This window comes from Cellulomonas sp. S1-8, assembly GCF_026184235.1.
GTDB lineage: Bacteria > Actinomycetota > Actinomycetes > Actinomycetales > Cellulomonadaceae > Cellulomonas.
The window spans coordinates 702,427-720,948 of record NZ_CP110806.1; the positions used below are offsets into that span (position 1 = coordinate 702,427).

At 75.5% G+C, this 18,522-nt stretch carries 13 protein-coding genes; 8 read left to right on the top strand and 5 right to left on the bottom strand.

What is annotated here, in order from left to right; all coding sequences use genetic code 11:
• Positions 1-120: 120 nt before the first annotated feature.
• Together OKX07_RS03295 and OKX07_RS03300 are read left to right on the top strand one after the other, a co-directional pair.
• A complete protein-coding gene (locus OKX07_RS03295; RefSeq protein WP_265630440.1) occupies positions 121-354 on the top strand; it encodes a PspC domain-containing protein in 234 nt (77 codons plus the stop codon).
• Positions 355-423: 69 nt separating this feature from the next.
• A complete protein-coding gene (locus tag OKX07_RS03300) occupies positions 424-858 on the top strand; it encodes an ATP-binding protein (protein WP_265630441.1) in 435 nt (144 codons plus the stop codon).
• Between the two features lie 27 nt (positions 859-885).
• Here the strand turns inward: OKX07_RS03300 and OKX07_RS03305 are convergent, their stop codons facing one another.
• Positions 886-3,375, bottom strand: a complete 2,490-nt coding sequence (locus OKX07_RS03305) for an InlB B-repeat-containing protein (RefSeq protein ID WP_265630442.1) — start codon at positions 3,373-3,375, stop codon at positions 886-888.
• 270 nt (positions 3,376-3,645) lie between these two features.
• Here OKX07_RS03305 and OKX07_RS03310 point away from each other — a divergent pair, with 270 nt between their 5' ends.
• From OKX07_RS03310 to OKX07_RS03330, 5 genes are all read left to right on the top strand, one after another.
• Positions 3,646-5,112 (top strand): Fic family protein, encoded by a 1,467-nt coding sequence (locus OKX07_RS03310; RefSeq protein WP_265630443.1) that lies wholly within the window; start codon positions 3,646-3,648, stop codon positions 5,110-5,112.
• Between the two features lie 242 nt (positions 5,113-5,354).
• Positions 5,355-6,941, top strand: a complete 1,587-nt coding sequence (locus tag OKX07_RS03315; RefSeq protein WP_265630444.1) for a MinD/ParA family ATP-binding protein — start codon at positions 5,355-5,357, stop codon at positions 6,939-6,941.
• A gap of 177 nt (positions 6,942-7,118) precedes the next feature.
• Positions 7,119-7,694: an RNA polymerase sigma factor gene (locus tag OKX07_RS03320; RefSeq protein WP_265630445.1), complete on the top strand. Its 576-nt coding sequence runs from the start codon at positions 7,119-7,121 to the stop codon at positions 7,692-7,694.
• Between the two features lie 124 nt (positions 7,695-7,818).
• Entirely contained in the window at positions 7,819-9,474 is a 1,656-nt protein-coding gene (locus tag OKX07_RS03325; protein ID WP_265630446.1) for a hypothetical protein, read from the top strand.
• A gap of 42 nt (positions 9,475-9,516) precedes the next feature.
• Positions 9,517-10,500: a 5'-3' exonuclease gene (locus OKX07_RS03330; protein WP_265630447.1), complete on the top strand. Its 984-nt coding sequence runs from the start codon at positions 9,517-9,519 to the stop codon at positions 10,498-10,500.
• A gap of 102 nt (positions 10,501-10,602) precedes the next feature.
• Here OKX07_RS03330 and OKX07_RS03335 read toward each other — a convergent pair whose 3' ends face one another.
• From OKX07_RS03335 to OKX07_RS03355, 4 genes are all read right to left on the bottom strand, one after another.
• A complete protein-coding gene (locus OKX07_RS03335) occupies positions 10,603-11,139 on the bottom strand; it encodes a hypothetical protein (protein ID WP_265630448.1) in 537 nt (178 codons plus the stop codon).
• Between the two features lie 132 nt (positions 11,140-11,271).
• Positions 11,272-12,165, bottom strand: a complete 894-nt coding sequence (locus OKX07_RS03340; protein WP_265630449.1) for a DUF3806 domain-containing protein — start codon at positions 12,163-12,165, stop codon at positions 11,272-11,274.
• A gap of 141 nt (positions 12,166-12,306) precedes the next feature.
• Positions 12,307-16,431, bottom strand: a complete 4,125-nt coding sequence (locus OKX07_RS20390) for a S8 family serine peptidase (protein ID WP_322746821.1) — start codon at positions 16,429-16,431, stop codon at positions 12,307-12,309.
• Between the two features lie 247 nt (positions 16,432-16,678).
• A complete protein-coding gene (locus tag OKX07_RS03355) occupies positions 16,679-17,083 on the bottom strand; it encodes a hypothetical protein (protein WP_265630450.1) in 405 nt (134 codons plus the stop codon).
• 220 nt (positions 17,084-17,303) lie between these two features.
• Between OKX07_RS03355 and OKX07_RS03360 the strand changes: the two genes are divergently transcribed.
• Positions 17,304-18,497 (top strand): M15 family metallopeptidase, encoded by a 1,194-nt coding sequence (locus tag OKX07_RS03360; protein ID WP_265630451.1) that lies wholly within the window; start codon positions 17,304-17,306, stop codon positions 18,495-18,497.
• Positions 18,498-18,522: the final 25 nt, after the last annotated feature.

Consider the following 18,522-nt stretch of genomic DNA (forward strand, 5'->3'; position numbering starts at 1 on the left):
CGGGTCAGGGACGGATGGGGGACGGTCCCGGAGGCGCAGCGGTGCGCGGATCCGCCAGACTCGTCCTACTGACGGCAGGCGACGTGCCGACGTCGATGAGACGACGAGCAGGGAGAACCGATGGACGGGATACGCGGGGCGTTCGCACGGGCCGGTCTGGTGCGGCCGCAGACGGGTCGCTGGCTGGCCGGCGTGTGCGCGGGAGTGGCCGCGAAGCTGGGGATCGAGCCCTGGATCGTGCGGCTCCTGCTGGTGGTGTCGATCGTGCTGCCGGGCACCCAGGTGCTGCTCTACGCGGCCCTCTGGTTCTGCATGCCGCCCCAGGGCTGGGTGGCCCCGATGCGCGCCTCCTGACCCCCAGGTCGGGTGTCCGGGTCGTGGTCCGAGCGGCGCGACACGCCGACCTCGTGCACGCTGGTGCACGTGGGAGACGTCCGGGACCTTCGTAGCCGCCGCGGCACACCTCCGCCCCTGCTCGACGACGAGATCGTCCTGGTCGCCGAGCGCACCACCCCCCGGCAGGCGCGGCACTGGGTGATGCGGGCGGTCGCGGGCGCGGGCGTCGGGGGTGCGTCGAACCAGGTCATCGAGCTGCTGGCGGGTGAGCTGGTCTCCAACGCGGTCGTCCACGGCCCTTCCGGCGAGCCCGTCCGGGTGGCCGTCCGGGTGGACGGGTACGTCGTGCGCGTCGCCGTCACGGACCGTGGTGGCGGCACCCCGACGGTCCGCCACCCCGAGCCCACCGCGCCCAGCGGGCGCGGCATGGCTCTCGTCGAGGCCCTCTCGACGAGCTGGGGGTCCGCCCGGCTGCCCGACGGCGGCACGTGCGTGTGGTTCGAGGTCGACACGGACGAGTGACTTCTCGGGCCGTCGTGGCCCGCTGCGTCATCCCGCGCGGGACAACAGGTACACGTCGGTCCGGTTCGGTCGGTCGTCGTAGTAGTCCGAGTAGACCTCTGCCCGCAGCAGCGCGCCGTCGCGGCTCAGCGTCACGTGCCGGTCTGCCGCGTTGAGGTTGTCGTACAGGACGAAGACCGTCCCACCCGAGACGGTGCCCGGCTTGTTCCCCCAGTAGCACCCGGTCGGCGCGCAGGAGCCCCAGAACTCGAAGGCGCCCGACGCGGCACCGGTCGCGGTGACCACCGCCTGCAGGGTGGTCCCGTCGACGTCGTGCCACGTACCGGCGAAGGAGCCGATCGGGTACGGCTCGAAGGTCGCCCCGACGGCCGGGTCGGTGTCGACGGTGAGATCGCAGGTCGTGGACGTGCCGCTGCAGTCCTGCGCCCACGCGACGAAGCGGGCGTCCTCGTCCTGCGTCGCCGTGAGGGTCACGACCGCGCCCTCGTCCACCCACTCGTCGCAGTCGCCCGGGCAGTCGATCCCCGGCCCGGTGATCCGGCCGCCGGTCGGCTCCGTGACCGTGACGAGCTGCGGCTGCACGAACGTCGCGGTGACGGTCCCGCCGGCGCCGGGTGGGAGCTCGCAGTGGCGGCTGGAGCAGTCGCCGGCCCACGTCCCGCCCCGCGACCCGGGGTCGGCCACGGCGGTGAGCAGCACGGTCACGTCGGGGCTGAAGTCGGCCGTGCACGGGCTGGACGCGGGGTCGCAGGTCAGGCCGGGCGGGTCGCTCACGACGGAGCCGGGCCCCACGACGGTCACCACGACGGTGGCGCGGGCGGGCGGGTCACCGAACGTCGCTCCCGCCGCCGCCGCGCTCTGCACGGTGATCCGGCACGGCTCCCCGGCCGGGACCGCGCTGCACGCCCCGGACCAGCCGAGGTGGACCGCCGACGGTCCCGGGACGGCGGTCAGCGTGACCTCGGTGCCGGGGGCGACCAGCGCCTCGCACGTGCCCGGGCAGTCGATGCCCGCCGGCGTGCTCGTCACCCGGCCGGCGCCGGCCACGGTGACCTGCACGGCGACCCGCGTCGGCGGGGGAGGGGTCGTCGGTGCGGGGCTCGACGGGCTGGGGCTCGGCGTCGGCTGCACCGGGCCCGGCCCGCCGGGGCCCGGCACCGACGGTCCGGTCGGGGGCCAGGGGGCCGCGGGCTGCCCGAACGGTGCGGTGTCCGGCTCCCGCACCGGTGGCGTGGGCCCTGCCTCCGGCGTCCCCGCGTCCGGGGCCGGGGCGCCGGCGTCCGGCACGGGGTCGGGCTCGTCGGGGGTGACGACCGCGACCGGCTCGCCGTCGCCCCGGTCGTACTTGCTCAGCGCCGCGCCCTGGACCCAGACCCCGCCGGCCAGGTGCAGGACGCCGACGGCGTCGCCGTCGAGGTCGTTGTAGAAGACCACGCCGTCCTTGGCGACGAGCTGCAGCCGGTTGCCGGCGGGCGTGAGGTCCAGCCGCCCGGCCACCGCGTCGTCGCGGAGGTCGACCACGACCACCTGCCCGGTGAGGTGGTTGGGCACGAAGAGGAAGCGACCGCTCTGGGCCAGGGGGCCGAAGTCCACGGGCGTCCCGGGCTCCTCGACGGGGACCACGCGACCGCAGTCGTCCCGGCCGACCGCGGCGATCACGAGCGTCCCGGTCTCGGCGATCGTCGCGTAGACCTCGTCGCGGTCGGTCGAGCCGAGCACCTGCACGGTGTCGTCTGCACGCACCTCGAGGCACGACCGGGTGCCCACGGCGCCGGTGTCGCCGAGCGGTGCGACCGTGCGCCCCGAGGGGTCGACGAGCACCGGCCGCCCGCGGACCAGGACGAGGCGGTCGTCCGCGTCGGCCGCGTCCCGCTGCACGTGGTGCGTGCCGTCGAACCAGGTCAGCCCGCCGCCCTCGTCGTCGACGACCCACAGGCGCCCGTCGTCGTCGACGACCGCCTGCCCTGGCCCCGGACGCGCGCTGAGCGACACCTCGTCCAGGGCGCCGAGCGTCCGGGGGTCGACGACCGTCGCGGTGCGTCGTGTCGCGTCGAGCACGTAGACGTCGTCGACCCCCTGCAGCACCGACAGCGACCCGCCGGGCGTCCCGAACGCGATCGGTGCCGTGACCTCGTACGTCGCACCGTCGATCCGCGCGACGGTGCCCGCCGCGTCGTCGACGACGTACGCGGACGACCCGTCCTGCTCGACCTCGAGCGTCGCCGCCGGCGGGACCCGCAGGGCCGCCGCGACCGCGTCGGACGCGCCGTCCACCAGGGACACGATGCCCTGCTGGGGCGAGGCGACCCACGCGCTGCCGTTGGTCTGCGCGAGCTCGCGGATCGCGTGACCCTGGCCGAGCACCGCGACCAGGACGAGCGGGACGGCGACCGCCGAGGCGGTGGCGGCCCCGGTCCAGCGCGCCGGCCCGCCCCGCGGGAGGCGGCGCAGGACGCCACGCAGCCGGGCGGCGGGACGTGCGGCGACGACCCTGTCACCGCGTCGACCGATGGACAATGCTCCCCCTGGGCTGCCCCGCCCGCGCAGCCGGTGACCGGCAGGGTGTGGAGAAGGACAGACAGAGACATTTCACACCCTGGACGTGCCGGAGGGAAGGTGCTGACCGGGCGAGGTACGCGAGCCGGGATCGGACCGGCCGGTCCGGTGGGCAGGTGGCCACGGGTGGGGCGTTGCGAGGGCCGCCGCCTCTATCCGACACTTCCGTGCTCTAATCGACACTTTCCTGTAGGGTGGCGGTCGTAGACGACGGTTCTCGACGGGAGCGGCATGACCTTCTTCACCGCTGACGGTCGTACCGCCGTCGAGCACCGAGCAGGGCGGCTCCGACGGGTCACCCGCGGCCTGTACACCGACGACCTGACGACGCCCCTCGACGAGCAGGTGCGCCGGGGGTGGCGGGACGTCGCCGCGCTCACGGTGCCGGGCGCCGTCGTGACGGCACGTTCCGGCCCGACCGGGGCGCCGGTCGACGGTGTCCTGTTCGTCGCGGGTGGGCGGGCGCGCCCTCTCGTCCTGCCGGGACTCACCATCGTGTCGGTGCCGGGACCAGGTCCTGCACACGGCGACGTCCGGCTGGCCGACGCGCTGTGGTGGGCCACCGAGGCGCGATGGGTCGTCGACAACGCACGACCCAGCCGGGCCGTCGGTGGGCGGCCGCCCGCGACCCTGAGCCGAGCGGAGCTCCACGACCACGTCGCCCGCCTCGTCGCCTCCCGGGCGGCGGTGCAGGTGGACCGGGTGCTGGAGGCGGTCGCGCGCTACGCGGCGGACGCGGACCTGGTCGCGCAGGGCGAGTCCGTCGCCGTGTTCGTCGAGTCCGCCCGAGGCGGCCGTCCGACGGTGGAGACGGCGTCGACGGCGATGCGGTCGGCCCGGATCGGTCACGGTGTCGACGCCGCCCGGCTCGACACGCTCGCCCGGGTCGTGGGCCGGCTCGCGGACGTCCCGCCCCAGGTCCTGCCCGCCGCCCCCGGGTCCGTGACGCCGTTCTTCGAGGCGTACTTCTCCAACTTCATCGAAGGGACCGAGTTCACGGTCGACGAGGCCCGGCGGATCGTCGTCGAGCACCAGGTGCCCGACTCGCGGCCCGAGGACGCCCACGACGTCCTCGGCACGTACGCCGCGATCGTCGACGACGCGCTCGGCGGCGCGGTCACCCGTGATCCGGGCGACTTCGTGGAGCTCGTGCGCGCGCGCCACCGGCACGTCATGGAGGGACGGCCTGCGGCCGGGCCGGGCCGGTTCAAGGATCGCGCCAACCGCGCCGGGGTCACGGAGTTCGTCGCACCGCACCTCGTCGAGGGGACGTTGCGCGAGGGTTGGCGTCTCGCCGACGGCCTCCTCGACCCGTTCGCACGTGCGGTCTACGCGATGTTCCTCGTCAGCGAGGTCCACCCGTTCGCGGACGGCAACGGACGCGTCGCGCGCCTGACGATGAACGCCGAGCTGACCGCGCGAGCGGAGACGCGGGTCGTCCTGCCGACGATCCTGCGCGCGGACTACATGTCGGCCCTCGTCAAGGCGACGACGCACGCCGAACCCTCCGGCCTGGTCACCGTCCTGGGCTACGCGCGGCGCCACACCGCGCAGATGGACTACGGCGGTTTCGACGCCGCGGTCCGGATGCTGACCGCCACCCATGCCTTCACCGATTCCCGCGAGGCCGAGCGTGGGGGGGTGCGCCTGCTGCTGCCGTCGGCGCTCGAGCCCGAGTGGCGCTACCCACCACCGTGAGCCGGTCCGCGCGTCGTGCTGCTGCCGAGATCGACCGCTCGCGGTGAGGGGTCGTGCCACCTGAGCCCCGGTCCCGCGGGCGGTCGGCGGGTGTTCGTGCAGGTGCGCGCCGCGCGCCGCGGAGCCCTCCGTTGTGCGCGGATCGAGGTCTGGCGATACGTTCGTCCAGGATGTGGCGTGCTCGCGCCTGCGGGGTGCCGGTGACGGTAGGTCGCGTGCCGGGCAGGACGTAGGGAGCAGACATGAGGGGCAAGGGCGGCAACGTGGTCACGGAACCGGACACCGCGACGGACACGTCCGCGGCGACGGACGGCACGGACGCGGCAGCGCGACTGCCGCTGATCCTCGCCGAGGTCCGCGAGGACGGCACGGGCGAGATCTCGGTCGACGGCGTCCGCGAGACGATCGCGATGGCGGACCTCGCCGAGGCGGGGGCGGCGGTGACGTCGCGCATCGCCGCGATCGCCGCGGACGCCGGGCGGCCCCTGCCGGTCGAGGTGCGTGACCCCGACGGGCTGTGGGCGCTGCTCATCCACCCCGACGGTCGCGTCGACGAGGCCGACGAGTCGGACCTCGCGCCGCTGAGCGCACCGGTGCCCGTCGTGGCCGCCGCGTGGACGGAGCCGGACGCGCTGTCCACCCCGACGCCCGCGGTCCTGACGGGCGCGACACCCGTCGTCCCGACCGGCGCGACGCCCGTCGTCGCGGAGGCGCCGTCGGTCGTCGCGGAGGCGCCGTCGGTGATGTCGGCGCCCACCCCGGTCGCCCCGGACCCCGCCGGCGACGGGACGTACGCCGAGACGCGCGCCGAGAGCAGGACCGAGGCGCGCGCCGAGAGCAGGTCCGAGGCGCGCGGTGAGACGCGGGCCGAGCGCCGGGCGTCGGACACGACGTCGCTGCCCACGCTCGACGACCTGCTCGCCGCCCGCCACCCGGCCCACGAGGGCCCCGCCGAGCGCGGCTGGCAGCGCACCGTACGGCGCCTGACGTTCGGCGCCGTCTCCCCGCGCCCCGGGACCGCCGAGCGCGCCCGGCGCTCGCAGATCGAGGCGATCCGTCGCACGTTCGACGGTCCGCGCACGGTCGTCGTCGTCAACCCCAAGGGCGGCGCGCACAAGACGACCGCGACGATGCTCCTGGCCTCGACGTTCGGCCTGGCCCGCGGTGGCTACACGCTGGCGTGGGACAACAACGAGACGCGCGGCACGCTGGGCTGGCGGTCGTCGCACGGGGACCACACGCGCACCGCGGTGGACCTGCTGCACGCGCTGCCGGACCTGACGCAGCGCGGCACGCTGCGCATCGGCGACCTCGACGCGTTCGTCCGCACGCAGCAGGACGAGCAGTTCGACGTGCTCGCGTCCGACGAGAACGCGGCGTCGATCGAGAGCGTCGACGCGGCGTCGTACCGGTCGCTGCACGACGTGCTGACGCAGTTCTACCGCGTGCTCGTCGTCGACACCGGCAACAACATGCGCGCCTCCAACTGGCAGGCCGCGGTGCAGTCGGCCGACCAGCTCGTCGTCGTCTCGACGCTCCGTGAGGACACCGCGCAGTCCGCCGCGTGGGCGCTGGACGCGCTGCGGGCGACGGGCCAGGAGGAGCTGGTGCGGCAGGCCGTGACGATCCTGTCGTTCCCCGAGCCGAAGGTCGACAAGGACCTGCGCCTGCGGCTGCGCTCGCACTTCGGTGCGCTGACGCGTGCCGTCGTCGAGGTCCCGCACGACAAGGCGCTCGTGACGGGTGGTCCCATCGACCACGCCGCGCTGCGCCCGGCGACGCGCGACGCGTGGCTGCGGGCGACGGCGATCGTGGCCGACGGGCTCTGACGAGCTCTGACAGCGCGGGCAGGGCGGCGCGAGCGGGCGGGCGGCGCGGGCGGGCGGTGACGGGTGCACGACGACGTGCAAGATCCGCGCGTGCCACGACACCGGGAGGGTGAGGGCGGTGGTCGCACCGCGCCGCCCGCACACCCGTCCGCCCGCACGCCCGACCCGGGAGCCGCAGTGCCCGCGCACCCTGAGCACGACACCGACGCCCACCCTGCCCCCGGCGCCGGCGAGGACGCCGCCGCCGACGGTCCGGATCCCGGCGCCGACGGTCCGCGCGACGCCGCGTGGTTCACGCGGCTCGTCCACGCGCACGCGACGGCCGTCCACCGGTACGTGGTGCGACGGGTCGGCCCGTCCGACGTCGAGGACCTCACCGCCGACGTCCTGACCGTGGCGTGGCGCCGACGCGCCGACGTGCCCGCGGGTGCGGAGCTGCCGTGGCTGTACCGCACGGCGGGGTACGTCGTCGCGAACCACCGGCGCAAGAGCCGACCCGTGCTCGTCGCCGACGTGCCGGAGGAGACCGACGCCGACGACCCCGCGCTGCGCGCCGTGCGCGACGAGACGGTCCGCACGGTGCTGGCCGGACTGTCGGCCCGCGACCGCGAGGTGCTGCTGCTGCACGCCTGGGAGGGCCTGACGGGCGAGGGGCTCGCGGCGGCCCTCGGCATCGGGCGTGGCGGGGCGGACGCGGCGCTGTCGCGCGCGCGGTCGCGGCTGCGGGCGGCGTTCGAGGCCGCCGGCGCCTGACCGGCCGGAGGACCGGCCGGAGGGGCTGGGGCGGCCGGACGACGGGCCGGTGCAAGACGCGGCGTGCCCGGCACACAGACGGGGTAGAACCCGATCGGGCCCGCACGCCCCCCAGGAGGACCAGATGACCGACCCCCGCGACCCCCGCGCCACCCCGACCCCCGGCGACGACCCGCGCGACGCCGTCGCCGCCGACCGGTCGATGACGGCGCCGGGCGGTGCGCCGGACGACGCGCCGTACGACGCGACGGGCCGCGCGTCCGACGCCGCCGTGGCCCGCGTGCGGGCCGCCGACCCGGCCGTCGGCGCCACGCCGGACACCGCCCGGCTGCACTCCCACCTCGCCGACGCGACGGGCGTGGCGTTCGGCGCGGACGCCGCGACCGCGACGTCGGGCGCCGCGGCCACCGGTGCGGCACCGCCCGCGGACGAGCTTGCCGCCGCACGTGCGCGGCGCGGAGTCCCCGCGCGCTGGCTGCAGGTCGCCGCCGTCGCGGCGGGTGTCGCCCTGGTCGGCAGCGGCGGGTACGCGGTCGGCGCCGCCGGGACGGACGACCCCGCGGCGCCGCCGATCGCGCTGCAGGGCGCCGCCGGGGCCCAGGGCGCCGGCGCCGGTCTGGGAGCACCGGAGAGCGCCATGGCCTCGAGCGACGCGATGACCAGCAGGATCGCACCCGGCTGGTTCGGGGGCCGGACGGTCTTCACCGGCAGCGGGCTGGAGGGCGCTGCCGGGTCGGCGCGCGCGTGGACGTTCGACGCGTCGTCGGCGGCGACCGCCGCGACGACGGCACGCGTGGCCGCGGTGCTGGGCGTCGCGGGCGAGCCGCGGCAGGAGTGGGGGCAGTGGGTCGTCGGTGCGAACGACGGCATGGGCGCGAGCGTGCAGGTCGGCATCGACGGGCAGGCGCACATGTGGTTCTACGACCGGGCGTGGGACCCGTCGCTGTGCAGCAGCGGCCTGCCCGAGACCCTCGACGGCAGTGGTGCCGGCGGTGCCGAGCCGGGCGTCGTCGAGCCGGACCTGGCGGAGCCGGACGTGGCCGTGGACCCGGTCCCGGCCGTCGAGCCGGTGCCCGCGCCCGGCGACGCCCGCACCCTGCCCGACGACCAGGCGATGTCCGAGCCGGCCCTGCCGCAGGACCCGCCCCCGGCCGACCCCAGCGTGTGCGACCCCGCGAGCACCCCCACGGGAGACGCGGCGATCGCGGCGGCGCGCGACCTGATGTCGCGCCTCGGCGTCCCCTCCGACGGGTACGAGCTCACGGTGTCCGACGACACGGGCATCCCCGGGCTCGTGAGCGTGACGGGCGCGCAGGTCGTCGACGGCACGCAGACCGGGCTGGGCTGGTCGGTCCAGCTCGCCGGGACGGGCGTGCAGTCCGTGTCCGGCCCGCTGGCCTCGCTCGTCGAGCTCGGGACGTACGACCACATCAGCGCGGACGAGGCCGTCGAGCGGCTGAACGACCCGCGGTTCGGGGCGTCGTACGGCGGCATGATGCCGCTGGCCGCGCGGTCGGGGGAGATGCTGGCCGACGACTCCGCGACGATGGAGGCGCCCGCCGACGAGCCCACGGTGCCGCCGGTGCCCTCGGCCGGCGACCCCGTGGCGTGGCCCGTGCAGGAGGTGACGCTCACCGGTGCGCGGCTCGGCGTGACCCTGCTGGGGACGCCCACGGGCGCGAGCCTGCTCGTGCCCGCCTGGGAGCTGACGGACGCCGACGGCGCCACGTGGAGCGTCATCGCGGTCGTCGAGGAGCAGCTGGACCTGAGCGTGGGCTGACGCGCCCTCGTGGCTGTCGGCGGCGCTCGGTAGCGTGCCTCCATGACCGCCACCGCCGGCCCCGCCGGACGTCTGCTCCTGCTCGACTCCGCGTCGCTGTACTTCCGGGCGTTCTTCGGGGTCCCGGACTCGGTGCGCGCACCCGACGGGACGCCCGTCAACGCGGTGCGCGGGCTGCTGGAGATGGTTGCGCGGCTCGTCGTCGACCACCGCCCGACGCGCCTGGTGGCGTGCTGGGACGAGGACTGGCGGCCGGCGTTCCGCGTCGACGCGCTGCCGTCGTACAAGGCGCACCGCGTCGCGCACGAGGTGCCGGGCACCACCGGTGCCGAGGAGGTGCCGGACGCGCTGACGGCGCAGGTGCCCGTGATCGTCGAGGTGCTCGCGGCGCTCGGGATCCCGCGGCTGGGCGCGGCGGGGTACGAGGCCGACGACGTCATCGGCACGCTCGTCGCGCGCGAGGCGGCCCGCCCGGCGGGCACGCGTGCCGCGGTCGACGTCGTCACGGGCGACCGGGACCTCTTCCAGCTCGTCGACGACGCCGTGCCGGTGCGCGTGCTCTACCCCGTGAAGGGCGTCAAGGAGCTGCTGATCGTCGACCAGTCGGTGCTCGAGGAGAAGTACGGCGTGCCCACCGGCCGGGCGTACGCCGACATGGCGGTGCTGCGCGGCGACCCGAGCGACGGGCTGCCCGGCGTCCCCGGGATCGGGGAGAAGACCGCGGCGACGCTGCTGGGCCGCTACGGCACCCTCGAGGGCGTGCTCGCGGCCCGCGACGCGGGGGACCGCGGGCTGACGGCGACCCAGCGGACCCGGCTCACGGACGCCGCGGACTACCTGGCCGTCGCGCCGCTCGTCGTCACCGTCGCCCCCGACGCGCCCGTCGCCGACGTCGACGACCGGCTGCCGACCACGCCGGCGGACCCCGACGCGCTGGTCGCGCTCGCGGAGCGCTGGGGGATCGCGTCCAGCGTGCGACGCCTCGTCGACGTCCTCACCGACGCCGCCGCGCGCCGCGCCACCTGAGCCCACAGCCACCGGCGAGCGCGGCACACGACCGTCGAGCGCAGGGGAGACGACTACCGCGCTGGGCCGTCGACTACCGCGCGCGGTGGGACGGAGCGGGACTCAGTCGGCGGCGGGTGCGTCGAGGACCCAGATGTTCGTCCCCGCGGCGCGCCAGCCCTCGGCGGGGTCGGGCGCCGGCGCCTCGTCGGTCCCGAGGCGCACGCGTGAGCCGTCCGCGCCCGTGAGCGTCACGGTCGCGGCGGCGGCGGACGCGACGCACACGGCACGAGCCGCGTCACCGTCCGGCACGACGACGAGGCACAGGTCACCGTTCCACCGCAGAGCCGCGTAGTGCTGGCCGGCCGTCGTGCGGACCGCGAACCGCGAGCTCGACGGGTCGATGCCCGTCTCGTCGACGACGCCGGCCGTCAGCTCGTCCGTCGGCTGCGCCTCGCGGGTGAGCAGCCCCACGGACATCGGCTCCGCGGCAGGCCCACCCGAACCGCCGACCGCCAGGAGCCACACGACCCCCGAGGCGACCAGCAGGGCGGCGACCACGAGCACGACGACGACCCGCGCACCGCGGCGCGGGGGGTCGGACTCGTGCTGGTCAGCGTCGACCAGCTCGAAGATGCCGGTGTCGTCGAACGTCGTCACCGCACCAGTATCGGCACGTCCGGTGCCCGACGTGAGCCGACTCGCGGCTAATCGTCCCTTCCGTGCACCGAACGCGGGCCCCAGCGCCTCGCGGGGGACGGCGAGGCGCCGGGCCCACGGGCCGGTGGGACGTCAGACGTCGGTGGGCGTGAGGTCCGGCACGACGCCGCGCACGACGTTCGCGAGGTGCGTGATGAACCAGCCGGGCGCCGCCGCCTGCCAGGACTGCGCGACGGCCGCGATCGGGTACACGAGCACCTCGGGGTCCTCGCGTGCCAGGACGATCTCCGTGCCGAAGCGGTCCGCGCAGGTCGCCCACCCCAGGTCGGGTGCCTCGGCGCACACCAGGTCGCCGAGCGCGACACCGAACGCGTCGGCCAGCGGGCCCGGGTCCGGCGGGTCCTCCGCGTCCCGCCACTGCGCACGCACGCGGTCGAACAGCGCGCCGACGGCCGCGGCGTCCGTGGTGTCGGGGCACAGGTCGCCGATCAGCGCGCGCTGCTGCGCGAGGAAGATGCGCTCGGCCGGGTTCAGCTCGTCGATCCGGTGCCGCGTGTCGGACAGTGCGGCGGCCACGGGGCCGACCACGTCGACGGGTGCCGCGTCGGGGGAGGACGCGGCGTCGTCCGGTGCGTCCTCGTCCGGTGCGTCCTCGTCCGGTGCGTCCTCGTCGCCCGCGACGTCCGAGGCTTCGCCCTCAGGGGCCGCCGTGTCCTCGGCGTCCTCGTCGACCGCCGTCTCGTCGACCGCCGTCTCGTCGACCGCCGTCTCGTCGACCGCCGTCTCGTTGACCGCCGTCTCGTCGCCCGCCGACCCCTCGCCCGCCGCTTCGTCGCCCGCCGACGCCTCAGCCGGGGGTTCGTCCCCCGGATCCTCGGCCCCGTCCTCGATGTCCGGCACCTCCGCGAGATGCTCGACCACGCGCAGCAGCGCGACCTCGTCCACGGTGCGGCCCGCCTCCACGGTGACGTCCGCCGCACCCGCGGGTACGGGTGCATCGGCTGGTCCGTGGGGTGTGGGCAGCACGGATCCGCTCCCTTGCGGTGTCCGTCGGTCCAGTCCCATGTGGGGACAATCGGTCGCAGGGGGGTGCGCCTTGACACGCCGGAGCGGGTGTCGCCCGGACGGACGCCCGGTCGACACCCGCTCGTCGGCGGTCTGCGGGCGTCAGCCCACGCGCAAGACGCGTGCCGTCGCGGTCGGCAGGTAGCCGTCGTCGCCGAGGTACAGCACCGTCACGACGGTCGACGACCTGACCGCCGGCAGCCTCACCGCGGCGGCGCCGTCGACCAGCGTGTAGTAGCCGACGGGCCGCACGCCCAGCAGCACGACGACCCGGCCGGTGGCGGGCGGCGAACCCGCACCACCGTCGACTCGCACGGTGACGGTCGGGGTGCTCCCCGACGGCACGGTCCACGACTCCGTCGTGAGCGTCGCCGTCGAGTACCCCTGGATGACCCGCACCTGGCTGGTGCCCTGGGAGGCCTCGACGTCGGCCGTGCCCTCGAAGACCGCCACGAGCGGGTGCGTGCCGACCCGCAGGTTCCGCGGCAGCTCGATCGTCGCGGTGCCCGTGAGCCCGTCGACCGTGAGGTCGGCGGTCGCGACGACCCGGCCGCGCTCGCGGATCGTCACGGGTCCCGACGGTGCCCAGCTCTGCCCCGTGACCGTCACGGTGGCGACCGCCGGCTGCCCGTACCGCACCACGGCCGGCGTGACCTTCAGCGTGGTGGTCGACGCCGACGGTGCGAGCTCGATCTCCACGACGGGTGACGACGACGGCGCGTACAAGGGCGTGTCGGGCGTGTACTGCGCGCGCAGCAGGTGCGGACCGGCACCCAGGGTGTAGCTGCTCCAGACCCCGGCCCCGTCGACGACCTCGGTGGTCCCGAGCTCGGTGTCCCCGTCGTAGAGCGTGAACGTGCCCGTGGCCTCCCGCGGGCTGACGGTCATCTGGAACAGCGTCTCCTCGCCGGCGATCCACACCGACTCGACGTCCAACGTGGTCGTGGTCTCGATCACGTCGGGCACGGTCACCCCGACGACCTGGGCGCGGTCGCCCGTGCCGTTGAGGTGGTGCAGCACCAGCACGTCGGCGTCCGCCGCCCCCGGGCCGCCGTGGACGGCGACGGTCGCGCCGTCGAACGTCTGGGACACGAAGTCGGCGCCGATGTTCGACTCGAACCACAGCGGCGGGTCGTACGGGTCGACGCTGAACGACTCGACCTCGTCGACGATGCCGTCGGCGGGGAAGGCGTAGGAGCTACGCATCTGCGTCCGCACGCCGACCTGCGTGCCCGGCTCGATGCCGAGCGCGGCGAGCGGGATCGGCACGACGACCGTGCTGTTGTCGAACGCGCCCATCTCGATGTCGCCGCCGAACGGGTAGAGCAGCTCCGGATCGACGAGCAGGTCGCCCGAGTCCCAGTCGTAGGTCTCGACGATCGAGTAGTCGGTGTCCGTGAGCTTGCTGACGATCGACGCGACGTCGGTCTCGCCGTCACCGTCGGTGTCGAGCAGGACCCACGGCTGCAGGGAGTGGCCCAGGACCGCCCAGTCGCCGTCGGTCGCGATGCCGACGCCCAGGTAGCCGTCGGCGGCCGGGTCGCCGCCCGCGGCCTCGACCGCGGGTGCGCTGGACGCCCAGCCGACGTGCCGGATGTCACCGGCAGCGATCGTCGAGCGGGACGTCTGCGCGTTCGCCGGCAGCTGCTCCAGCCGCGGCGAGTCGGCCGCGTGGATCAGCGGCGTGGCGAGCCCGTACCAGCCGTCGGACACGACGTCGCGCCCGCTGAACGCGAGCTCGGCCGTCCCCGCCGTCGGGTCGGGGAACGTGACGTCCGCCGCCTCGAGGTCGGTCGTGGGACGCGGCGTGCCCTGCACGGGCAGCCGCCACTGGGTGTCGCCGGACGTCAGGACGAGGCGGCCGGACACCTGCGAGACGAACTCGCGCGGGAGCCCCTCGATCTGCTCGACCTGCTGCGTCGGGTCGATGTCGCGCGCGACGCCTGCGGGGTCTGCCGTGAACGTCAGCGTGACGATCCCGGTGCCGCCGGCGGGCACCCGCAGGCTCGCGGGTGCGGCCGTGATGGTCGCGTCGCCGGACGTGGTGCTCGACGTGACCTGCGTGCTGTAGGTGCGGGCCGTCGAGCCCAGGTTCTGCACGGTGACGGCCTTGCGGATCGTCACCGGCTCGTCCGCCAGCGGGACGACACCGAAGCTGACGGAGGTCTGCTGCGGCCGCTCCGCGTTGTACAGGAGCGTCTCGTTGGTGACCGCGGCGAGCGCGTCGACGCGACCGGACCCGACGCGGGCCGGGCCGTAGAACAGGTCGCCGCCGGCCTCGGTGGCGAGGTCGTGGGTCGCGGTGTTGACGATGGCGGCCTTGATCTGCGCGGCCGACCAGCCCGGGCGGGCCTCGCGGACGAGCGCCGCGATGCCGGCCACGTGCGGCGCCGCCATGGACGTGCCGTTGTTCGACGTGCCGCCGTTGCCGGAGCCGACGTTCGCGGACACGATCTGCTGGCCGGGTGCCGCCACGTCGGGCTTGCCCCAGCCGAGGGAGCCGTGCACGCCGCGCGACGACGACGAGCTGAGCGTGTCGGGGGCGACGTCCTGGCGTGCGCTGAGTGCCAGCGACGGGCCGATCTGCGCGACGAGCGTGCCTGCCTCGATCTCCGGCAGGAGCGTGTCGGTGGCCGCGGCGGTGAGCTGGAACCCGGGGATGGCGGCGTTGCCGGCGATGCCGGCGGCGAACACGTCGAGCTCGGTCGGCAGGATCACCCCGACCGCGCCTGCGGCCGCGGCGTTGTTGAAGCGCATGCCGGAGCCGCACGCGCGGGTCGCGTCGTCGTCGTCCCACCACAGGTAGGCGATCGTGCCGGCGACGGCGGCGGCCTGCTCGGCGGTGAACGCGGTGCAGCCGTCGAACGTGGCGCCGAGGTAGGTGACGGGCGCCGTGACGTCCTCGCCGGAGTAGCTCACCGAGTTCTGGCCGGCGTACGGGCCGACGAGGGCCTCGTCGGACGCCTCGGTGACGAGCAGGCCGTCGAACGCGAGGTCCTTGCCGATGGACCAGGCGACCGTCAGGCCCGAGAAGCCGTTGCCGGGGGAGCCGCCGATGTCCTCGATGTCGCCCTCGTTGCCGGCGGACAGCACGACGGTCGTGCCCAGCGCGGTGAGCTCGGCGACCTGCGCGGACTCGGGGTCGTCGGCCGGTGCGCCGGCGGCGCCGAGCGACAGGTTGAGGACGTCGAGCCGGTCGTCGTAGGCGCCGTCACCGTTCGGGTCGGCGGCCCAGTCGAGCGCGAGCGTGGTCAGGTCGGTCGAGCCGGCGATGTCGCCGAAGACCTTGAGCGCGTAGAGGCCGGCGCGGGGTGCCGTGCCGGGGCCGACGGGCCAGTCGAGCACCGAGGTGAGGGCGGTGTAGTCGCCGTCGAAGGTCTCGCCGTCGGGCGTGATGCCGTACCCGGCGGCCGTGCCGGCGACGTGGGTGCCGTGCCCGTTGACGTCGATGGGGTTGACGTCGGGGGCGGGGACGCGCTGCGCGGGCGTGCCGCCGGCGTGGTAGTCGAAGCCCGCGAAGTCGTAGCCGCCGAGGTACTTGGCGGGGTCGAACGAGCCGTCGGGCACCGGTGCGGTGCCGTCCTCGCCGTACGCGGCCTCGTAGGCCTCGACGGTGCCGGGCCCACCGAAGGCGGCGTGCGTGTAGTCGATGCCGGTGTCGATGACGCCGACGGTCACGTCCTGGCCGAGCACGCCCGTGTCCTGCCACGTCGCGAGGGCGCGGGTGAACTCGACCTGCGCGGCGTTGTCGAGCGTGCGCGCGGCGACGAGCCGCACGGAGAGCACCGTGGGGTCGTCGGCGAGGGCGCGCAGCTGGGCGGCGTCGCCCACGACCAGCGCACCCGACACGAGGTTCGTCACGGTCGCGAGGCGCTGCGGTGCGGCCTGCGACGTCCGGGCGGCCGCGTCGGACGCCTCGGCCGGGACGAGCTCCTGCGCGGCGTCCTGCGTGGCGTCGGCCGCGGCGAGGACCTGGGCGGGGCTGCCGCCGTCGGCCGTGACCTCGACGCCGGACGGCGTCGTCAGCTCGACGAACGCGGTGACGGCGCCCTCCGCCTCGGCGAGCGCGTCACCGACGCCCTCGACCCTGTCGACGGGGACGTCGCTCGCGACGAGCAGGCCGGACAGGTCGTCCGGTGGTGCCGCGCTCGCCACGGGGGCTGCCAGCAGGGCGGTGGTGAGGGCGACGGACGCGGCCGTGAGGCCGGCGAGCAGACGACGTGGCATGGAAGGCTCATCCCGGTGTGTCGGACGACGAGAAGCGGTCAGGTGTCGCGGCGGTCGCGGACGACCGCCGGACGTCATACGCGGGTATGGCTGAGGTCACAGCCCCGCACCCTGCGCACGCTACTGACCAGTAGGCGTTTCGTCACCCCTTCGGGCCAGATTGCCCGTCCGGGTGCTTCGTCGGGTTCGTCGGACCTCTGCGCGCGGTCACGTCGGCCCTGCGCCCAGCAGGGCGTTCAGGGTGGTCTCAGCGTGCGGAGAGGGCGTCGTCGCCCTGCGGCGGCGCGGGTGAACTGTGCAGGACGTGCCCCGGGGTGCGCACCGTCACGATCGGGATCGACCCGGTGCGCGGCACGTCGGCGGCGGCGGGCGCGGCCGTGAAGCGCGGCTTGCGGCCAGGTCGGCGGCGGAACCGGCGGTCCTCGATGCCCTCGAGCGTCGTCGCGCGCCAGACGGCGCCGCCGTTGAGGCGACCGTCGGGCGGCGGCAGCCACGGCACCTTGCGGGACAGCCACACGCGGATCGTCGCGTGCTCGACGTCGAGACGTCGGGCGAGGCGGGCGATGTCGTAGAGGTCGTCGAGCCCGCCGACGTCGGACGCGGGCGGGGGGACGGTGTCGACCACGGCGGGTCGGACGTCGTCTGCGGGCACGTCTCAGAGCGTAGTGCGCCGACCTGCCCGGGCGTGTGACGGCCTGGTAACAGGATGTGCACACGATCTTCGCGACCCGAAAGGGCTCAAGTGTGCTGGACGATCGTCCGACACACTTAACGTGTTTCGCGTGAGTGACAGATTGCCGAGCCGTCGGCGTCGGTCGGCGGGCGGCAGGCATGTCGCCCCACGTCCGTCGTCGGCCGCCCTTCCACGCGCCGTGCGCATCTCCGCCGGCCTCCCCACCCGGGTCGCCCAGGGTGGCGTCGCCCTCGGGCTCGTCCTGAGCATGGGCGCCGTCGTGGTGACCGCCGACGGCGGGGAGCGGACCGGGCCGACGACCTCGGTCGTCGACGGCGACCTCTCGCTCGCCCGCGCCGCCGCCGACCGCGCCGCCGCCGCCACGACCGCGCAGATGCGCGTCGAGGCCGTCGAGGCCGCGCAGGTCGCCGTCGACGAGGTGTCGCGCGTCCGGTCCGACGCCGCGCAGGCCGCCGTCCCCGACGACGCCCTCGCCGAGCTCGACGCCGCGACCGCCGCCCTGCAGGAGGCCATCGAGGGCGTGGACGGCACGGCACTCCTCCAGCGCAGCAGCTCCGCCTCGCGCAGCTCCGAGCGCACCGAGCCCGCCGCCACCACGACACCGGACGCGGCCGCCCTCGCTGCGACCGCGGAGACCGCCGGCCCGCCGGCACCGACGACGCCGGCGCCGACGACCGAGGCACCCACGACCGAGGCGTCCGCACCCGACGCCCCCCTGACGTCCGACGCCCCCGCCGTCGACCCCGCGACCCCCGCGGACCGGCTCGCGGGCGTGACGCTCCCCGACACCGCGGACCCGGCGACGACGCCCCTGCGTGCGGCGCTCGACCGGGTCAAGCAGGCCGCCGAGGCCGTGCTCACCACCACCGAGCAGAAGAAGGCCGAGGCCGCCGCCGCGCAGGCCGCCGCCGAGGAGGCCGCGCGCCTCGCCGCCGAGCAGGCCGCCCAGCGCGCCGCCTGGAAGGCCTCGCTGCGGGGCTACGCGAACGGGAACGTCCCCGCGTCCGCGCTGTGCGCGCTGTCCTTCGACCGCTCCGCGCTGCTGCGGTGCGACGCCGCCGAGGCGCTCGAGGGGCTCGACGCCGCGTTCGTCGCGGAGTTCGGCACGCACATGGACATCTCCGACACGTACCGCTCCTACTCCGCGCAGGTCGCGTGCCGTGCCGCCAAGGGCAACATGTGCGCGGCACCCGGCACGTCGAACCACGGGATGGGGGTGGCCGTCGACCTCGGGGGCCGCATCCAGACCTTCGGGACCGCGCAGCACCAGTGGATGCGCGAGAACGCCCCGGCGTTCCAGTGGACCCTGCCGGACTGGGCGCGCGCCGGGGGCAGCAAGCCCGAGCCGTGGCACTGGGAGTACGTCGGCTGAGTCGCCCGTTCGGGCCATACGATCG